The organism is Paenibacillus sp. MAEPY2 (genome assembly GCF_000499205.1).
Taxonomy (GTDB): domain Bacteria; phylum Bacillota; class Bacilli; order Paenibacillales; family Paenibacillaceae; genus Paenibacillus; species Paenibacillus vandeheii.
Map to the genome: position 1 here is coordinate 41073 of NZ_AWUK01000015.1, position 6924 is coordinate 47996.

Consider the following 6924-nt stretch of genomic DNA (forward strand, 5'->3'; position numbering starts at 1 on the left):
TTGAGATGTTCCCAAAAAGGGAGCATGGTGAGCGAATACGAAGGCAGTGGTGCTGTGTAGCAACTGTCATAGGATGATTATAGGATAAAAGATATGAAAGAAGAGAGAATGTATGAACTAATTGAAGCCTTTGTAGTAATCCTGCTCCCAATAAGAAGAAGAAATAACCCACTCACAGGTTGATCGCCAAGTGGGTTGTTTTTGTCTAAGGCATTGTTGGAGATGGTTAGCCCTACTCAAACCTCATATAAATATATATCCTATCAGATAATATTGTACTATTGTTGTTCAGTCTGGCATACCATCAGTGATCCACTTATTAAAATCAGTCATAACTATATTAGCGTGATAATACACGCCGTAATTGTCATCTTTTGCCTTAGTCCACCATTGTGCCTGTTCTTTGTTAGCATCAATATCAATATAGTTATCATAAAACACTTTGGACATTACAACGGCTTTGGTACTGTCCTTATTGCCAAGATCTGATAATTTAGATGCTTTAGCTACAGCCTCACCAATCCAAACAAGGTTATGAATTCCTGACGACTTTCGTCCAGCTTTTACAGCTAACGTTTTTTCGACGGCTAAGCCAATGCCCGCTTTTATTGTGGGTAAACTTCTTTCCTTTAAAAGTTCATTTAACATCTTCATGTAAGTGTTTATGTAAAACGCACGATTAGCTACTTCATCAATATCTGCTTTTAGCGGGGTAGAATAAACGGCAAATACACAATCTCCTCGAATTCCAATTTCCTTCAATTCATTGCCTTCAACATTTTTCCTCAAAATTTCTATTACCTCTGATGTAAAACCCCGAATCACTTTAGCTATTTCGACATCATCTTGGTTTGTAAAAAGAGTAGTAGAGTCCCTCAAGTCCACAAAAATAGCGCTAGCAAACGCTTTGTAGCCATTAGAGTATGTGAAGTCTTCGTCTCTTGGAAAAGAATCCACCTCATTAACTTTATCAGTATTATCCAATATTTCTTCCACTTTACTTTTGCGATCTTTGTATTTGTAGTCAACAGATTTCATCAATTGAATCCTCCCACTTTGATAAGTACGATACCAATTATGTAAAGAACAAGAATCCCTGTGATTCCAATAAAAGTGAACTTAATACCTCTACCGTAATATGCATATTTTATAGTGCAGATTTTGGCATTGATGTACGTTTGTGATAGCAAGTCGATCAGTTGTTCGTCATTGCTTCTGCTGAAAACCTTATCTTTGTAATCGTTAAATGAATTTTTGGCAATTGACTCAAAGAAATACAGAGAATCTCTTTCAGTGCCTTCGAAGCTAAGGGCATCTTTGCTTAATCTTGGTGTAAGGACTCTGATCAAACAGTACGCCCCATAAACAAAAAAACTCAGAAAAAAGGAAAGTCCCAATAGGTACAGCACGTTCGAAAAATTAATGTTTTGAATTGACTTACTCACGATATCATTCAGCATGTTGATGGAATGCTCAGCCGTGAAAACTGTGAGGAAAATTCCAATTACCGCTAGAACAATTGATGATTTCGTATCACAACTTTTTATCCAATCTAACTGTCTGTCGAATTGTTGTGTTAGAGAAGTCATGTCTTGTTGTGGATGACCATGCACACAGCGCAGCCCCTTTCTATAATTGATAATGTCAATTATAGAGGAATTATGGAAGAATGTTTGTCGAATTTTGCGTGATTGAATCTTAAATTGTCATTGAGGGAATTCGATATCGAGGCTAAAAAGCAAAAAAAGCACTTAGTCAAACGACTATGTGCTTTTAACTGTTCTTCTTGAATGTTTGGATGATATCGTTCAGTACACGATACGCCATGTCGACCTCTGCATCATTACATAGTTCTAACTGGTTGCTGATCACCTTTATCGTATCCTGTTTGTGGGCTTCTTCATCAAGCACCAACGTATCAGCGAAGTTTAAGATTTGCATTGGATTGATTTCAAAAGCTTCAATAATCTTTCCTAAGCTTTCTAAGGACATGTTTCGTCCCCCACGTTCCAACGATGAAAGATAACTGTAATGTAGGTTTGCTTTCTCTCGTAGGCTTCAATGCTGCGACTGGCGAGTGGGTTAACATGATCGAAGCAGGTATCGTTGACCCTTCAAAAGTAACACGTTATGCATTGCAAAACGCTGCTTCCGTAGCAGCAATGTTCCTGACTACTGAAGTAGATGTTGAATATTAGTTTAAACTCCTAGTACACTTATTTTATTTTTAAGTGTACTGGGAGTTTTTTGCAAATTTCAGCTTGTTTTTATCCTGTTCACCCGCTACAATTGATCTATAAAATAACACAATAATAGACATGTAATGACCTAACATGAAGAGTGTTGGGGTAATGGGTGACGCGCGTACGTATTCCTACACCGTAGGTATCCGTGCTGTAACGTCCATCGATGGTATGACTGCCGACTGGGCACGTATCCCTTGGGACGTACTGGAGAAAATCTCCGTGCGGATCGTTAACGAAGTGGACAACGTAAACCGTATTGTGTATGACGTAACTTCCAAACCACCAGCAACGATTGAGTGGGAATAGAAGTTTATCTACACAGATGAAATAACAAGAGATCGGAGATTCCGTCAAAGGAGCTTCGGTCTCTTTTTTTTCTTTCATTTGGTGTTAGAGCCAGACGTTATTTATACTTTGGTTTACGATAATCAATGGACCATCCAATAGATATTACGAAGAAGAACACTCTGTAAGGAGGAACTATAGCGGATGAAGGAAAGAATCGAACTCAACCCCGGGTGGACTCGGGAAGAGGTTGTTGCACTTACGGCTAATTCTAATCTAAAGATTATTCAATACAGTGAGCACAATGTCCCGAATGTGAATTTGATGCAGATATTGAATGAGGAACTGTTTGCCAACAGACCGGACGTTACTTTTCGTATATATGGATTTCATTTGCAATCTGGCGACCTGTCTGTTCTGAAATATATGAATCAGGTAGAAAAGCTAGTAATTGATTGCAACAGTAGCGTTCGCGGGATTGAGGCCATAAGCACATTGCCGAGGCTGAGAGAGTTTGCTTTTGACGTATTTGAAGCGGACTCCCTTGATATATTAGCCCTTGTACCTACCACTTTACAGCAGCTCCGCATCGGCAAAACCAAAACGAAGAAAACAGATTTGTCCGTACTTAGCCGTTTCAACGAGCTTAAAACGCTGATTGTGAACGGGCATTCAAGGAACATCGAAACGATCGGAACATTGCTATCACTCCGTTCCCTCTATATTTCGGGGATACCCTTAAAGGAATTGGGATACTTAAAAGATTTAACTGATTTGCGTGAACTTCATCTCAGTTTTGGTGGAGCAGAGAATCTGGATAGCCTTGCAGGCATGGAATCCTTGCAATTGTTGAAGCTCCTAAGAGTAAAAGGTTTATCCGACCTATCGGTGTTGTCTGAGCTGAAGGGGTTGCGCTTAATAGGGATAGAGGATCAGCCGCATTTAACGAATTTGCCGACCCTTGAACATCTGACTGAATTACGGCGTGTTTGCCTGAACAATGTGAATATGGAGAATATCGCGTGGGCGAAAACCTCAGAAAGCCTGAAAGAGCTCGCTCTCCTGCAAATGAAACAGATTACCCCTGAGGATATCGAATCCCTGATTCATCATAAATCCTTGGAAAGAATGATGGTTCATTTGAAAAATGCCAAACAGCAAAAAGTTGCGAAGCAGGCGATTATGGCAGCAGGTATATGGGATGAGAGTGGATGGTGGTATAGCGAGGAATCTCTGAATATTTAATTCCTTTTTTAGGTTCGTTTCAGCTTGTTTTCATGTGGGGCTTGTACACTGAGTACATAATACGGCTACATGGCTACTGAAAGGAGAATTGAATATATGCGTAAAACCGACAATATGAGCAAATGGAAGATGGGCATTGGAAGTGCGTTTCTGATGGTGATGCTGGCAGGATGCGGCTCGGGTATGCAGGACTTGGCTCTCGGTGCGGGGGATTCTTCATTTGTAAATGTAGAGGCAGCAGATTCGTCCTCTGATCAGACCCGGAATCAGGAGTTGTATGAAGGAACAACCGGTACTAATGATCCGGAACAACAGCAGGTACAGGACGTTCAAACAGAGATTTAGAATATATGACCCATCATGTGAAAAAAAATGAAAGTAACGGAGCAGTCCGCTCTCTATACCTAATCTTTCGAATACCCTAACCTACATTATCCTCATCACATAATTATTCTATCAATAACCTATTAAGCTACCATGGATCAACGTGTGCATGCCACCTTTGACTCCGGTAGCTTTTTGATATATTGCAAATGAAAGAAATGAGCCTTTGGCAAGATCAACATATACTTGAAAAATTCACCGGAAACCTCATTTAAATTTGGGTTGTAAACCGCTGAACTGGTTCATTTTGTTAAATAATACGAACGATTTAGTTAATGAGTGCGAATAACATTCGTTTTTCTCATTGACAACTAGATACAACCCTCCTAAAATAGTGATGGGAAACACACAAATAGCGCATAACTACTTCGTATAATCCTGGGGATTGGCCCGGGAGTCTCTACGAGATCACCCTAATGATCTGGCTACGAAGAGGAGAAGGCTGAGCACATGAATTCTACATGATTGCGTCGGGCATGACACCACGCACATTAGAATTTTTTTTGTTCTCCGTATTGGCATCGTGCCACTCCTCATCAGCTAAAACCCTGGGTGATGCTTTCATCTTAGGGTTATTTGTCGTTTTTCAATATGGCTTCAACATCTCTAAGGAGGAATTGGTGAATTATGGATCGTTTCTTTAAATTAAAAGAAAACGGAACGAACGTTAGAACGGAGATTGTTGCGGGTCTCACTACCTTTATGACAATGGCGTACATTCTTTTTGTCAACACGCTGTTCTTGGGATCAGCTGGAGCCGGAATGTCGGATAATGCCGTATTTTTTGCAACAGCCGTAGGTGCTGGTTTGATGACTATTATCATGGGATTGTTCGTTAACATTCCGATCGCCCTTGCACCAGGCATGGGGTTGAATGCTTATTTCATGACCGTGGTTTTGAGTTCAAATGGTGCGATTTCCTGGCAGGCTGCTCTTGGAGCCGTATTTATCTCTGGTATCGTATTTATTATTTTGACTGTGACCAAGATCCGTCAGATGCTGCTCGTTGCAGTTCCGGATTCATTAAAAATGGCAATCACAGTTGGTATTGGTCTTTTTATTACCATTGTCGGTTTCAAACTGGCTAATCTGGTCGCGGTAACAGTCAATGTTGCACCAGATGCGGATCTGAGCCAGCCGATTCCGGGCAGCAGCTTCAATCTGTCTTTGGGTAATTTTATAACGCATCACGATGCATTACTGGCCTTGATCGGACTACTCATAATTGCTGTACTGATGGTTATGCGCGTCAAAGGAGCACTGCTAATCGGTATTATTGCCACAACGTTAATCGGTATTCCAATGGGCGTTACGAATCTTAGTGGCTTGTCCGGTGCAAGCTGGTTGCCTAACTTCAGCGATCTGGCGGTTGGTCAACTGGATCTAAAAGGTGCAATTAGTCTTGGATTGTTTGAAATCATCTTCATCTTCACCTTTGTAGAGTTGTTTGACACATTCGGAACGATGGTGGGTACAGCAACGCGAATGGGGATTATGAAGGACAAGAAGAAAGGCGAGAAAACGATTGGTAAAGCAATGCTCGTCGATGCTGTGGGTGTAAGTGCGGGTGCTGCCCTGGGTACGAGTACCATTACTGCTTTCGTTGAAAGTGCCTCTGGTGTCGAAGCTGGTGGACGTACAGGTCTGACTTCTGTAACGACAGGTATCCTGTTCATTCTGGCCTTGTTTATTGCTCCGCTGGCACTGGTTGTTCCGTCCGCTGCAACAGCTCCGGCATTGATTATCGTCGGTGTCCTGATGATGAGTCAGGTTCGCAGCATTGAGTGGGATGACTTCCTGCAGGCTTTCCCAGCCTTCCTTACAATCGTATTGATGCCTTTCACTGGAGGAATTGCGAACGGGATTTCCGCAGGGATTGTATCCTATGTCATTCTGGCTGTATTCAGTAACCTGGTTACGGAGCGCAAAGTGAAGATACATTGGCTTATGTGGATATTGGCTATCATTGTTATATGCCGGTACGTATTCATCGGTGGAGAATAACAAGTTTAACGGATTTAAATAGGTTAAACTTGTCATGGGTTCGTTATGATACAAATGAAGAAACGGAAGCCCCGGTACGATATTGAGGCTTACGTTTTTTTGTTTTCTTCTATATAAAGGAGAAACAACATGAGTTACGATTTGATGGTTTTTGATTCAGTTCTGGCTCCAGCTGATAAAACATTGTTCATGAGCTGGTATGGCGAACAGAAAAAGTGGTCTAGTTAACGGCAAGCCGGATATAAGCTGTTTGAAAGAATTCTACTATATATAATAGATAGTGGGGGAATCTAAGAGAGTTGTTAATCTCTGAGGTTGGAATGATAGGTGCTGTGCTACGGGACGAACTACACTATTGAATTTAAGTTCGATCTCAGGTTTGGTCCATGACTTGTGGTACTAGGGATGTATCGGGGAAATAGGGGGAGATAGTATGTAGGAAACGGGTTAATAAAATATGAAAATAAAGCTTGCGTTCCGATTCTGTACATGGTATATTCTAATTCCGGCCAAGAAAACACGAGAAACACGGTGCGGCAAGCGAAACGAATAAGCTTCGAAAGAAACTTAAAAAAAATAGCTTGCAAAGTTGGTTCGGATGTGATAAGATATAAAAGTTGCTGAGTTGAACGAAACTTAGTAGTGAAACAAGTTTGATCTTTGAAAACTGAACAACGAGTGAGTAACGATCTTGCTTGCAAGATCGACGCTGAGAAATCGGTACACGTCTTCGGACCGTATGATTTCGAAGCATAAATGA

6 protein-coding genes, 2 pseudogenes and 1 riboswitch are annotated in these 6924 nt (G+C 41.1%); of the genes and pseudogenes, 5 read left to right on the forward strand and 3 right to left on the reverse strand.

Annotated elements, in window-relative coordinates; genetic code table 11:
* Positions 1–288: 288 nt before the first annotated feature.
* The 3 genes from P364_RS0114300 to P364_RS0114310 all read right to left on the reverse strand — a co-directional run bounded on the left by P364_RS0114300 (position 289) and on the right by P364_RS0114310 (position 1992).
* Entirely contained in the window at positions 289–1038 is a 750-nt protein-coding gene (locus tag P364_RS0114300; protein ID WP_024630790.1) for an adenylate/guanylate cyclase domain-containing protein, read from the reverse strand.
* A complete protein-coding gene (locus P364_RS38220; protein WP_024630791.1) occupies positions 1038–1613 on the reverse strand; it encodes a Pycsar system effector family protein in 576 nt (191 codons plus the stop codon). Before P364_RS38220 ends, P364_RS0114300 begins: the two co-directional genes overlap by 1 nt.
* 160 nt (positions 1614–1773) lie before the next feature.
* Positions 1774–1992: a hypothetical protein gene (locus P364_RS0114310; protein WP_024630792.1), complete on the reverse strand. Its 219-nt coding sequence runs from the start codon at positions 1990–1992 to the stop codon at positions 1774–1776.
* Positions 1993–2051: 59 nt separating this feature from the next.
* Here P364_RS0114310 and P364_RS36880 point away from each other — a divergent pair.
* From P364_RS36880 to P364_RS0114335, 5 genes and pseudogenes are all read left to right on the forward strand, one after another.
* A pseudogene (locus tag P364_RS36880) lies at positions 2052–2198 on the forward strand (hypothetical protein); the annotation flags it as partial.
* Positions 2199–2327: 129 nt separating this feature from the next.
* A pseudogene (locus tag P364_RS0114320) lies at positions 2328–2552 on the forward strand (GMP synthase (glutamine-hydrolyzing)); the annotation flags it as partial.
* A 183-nt stretch (positions 2553–2735) separates the two neighbouring features.
* Entirely contained in the window at positions 2736–3776 is a 1041-nt protein-coding gene (locus P364_RS0114325) for a hypothetical protein (protein ID WP_024630794.1), read from the forward strand.
* Positions 3777–3872: 96 nt separating this feature from the next.
* Positions 3873–4121 (forward strand): hypothetical protein, encoded by a 249-nt coding sequence (locus tag P364_RS0114330; RefSeq protein WP_024630795.1) that lies wholly within the window; start codon positions 3873–3875, stop codon positions 4119–4121.
* A 387-nt stretch (positions 4122–4508) separates the two neighbouring features.
* A riboswitch (purine riboswitch) is annotated at positions 4509–4608 on the forward strand.
* Between the two features lie 179 nt (positions 4609–4787).
* Positions 4788–6164: an NCS2 family permease gene (locus tag P364_RS0114335; protein ID WP_024630796.1), complete on the forward strand. Its 1377-nt coding sequence runs from the start codon at positions 4788–4790 to the stop codon at positions 6162–6164.
* Positions 6165–6924: the final 760 nt, after the last annotated feature.